Source organism: Pseudomonas sp. FSL R10-1339, from assembly GCF_009600545.1.
Classification (GTDB): Bacteria; Pseudomonadota; Gammaproteobacteria; order Pseudomonadales; family Pseudomonadaceae; genus Aquipseudomonas; species Aquipseudomonas bubulae.
Genome location: NZ_WIVQ01000314.1, coordinates 1 through 281 on the forward strand (window position 1 = coordinate 1; position 281 = coordinate 281).

The window sequence follows — 281 nt, forward strand, 5'->3', positions numbered from 1 at the left end:
TCGTATGACCTCACTGCATTGGGATTACCCGCTCCCATGTTGGCAGGAGAGATGAGCGATGATCTGGTACTCACGATCGGAACACTGTCGAAACTGTTTTGGGGTGGTCTGAGAATCGGATGGTTGAGAGCCAGTTCGACGCGCATTCGGCAACTGATCGAGCGTCGCAAGGCGGAGGATCTTGCCAGCCCCATATCAACCCAGGTGGTTGCCACCAACCTGATGACGCATGTGGGGGAAGCGCGTCGAGAGCGACGAGCGCTCTTCAAGCCGGCCGGGGG

The 281-nt window shown here is 58.4% G+C and carries 1 pseudogene; it reads left to right on the top strand.

Annotated elements, in window-relative coordinates:
* Positions 1-51: 51 nt before the first annotated feature.
* A pseudogene (locus tag GHO03_RS24915) lies at positions 52-281 on the top strand (PLP-dependent aminotransferase family protein); the annotation flags it as partial.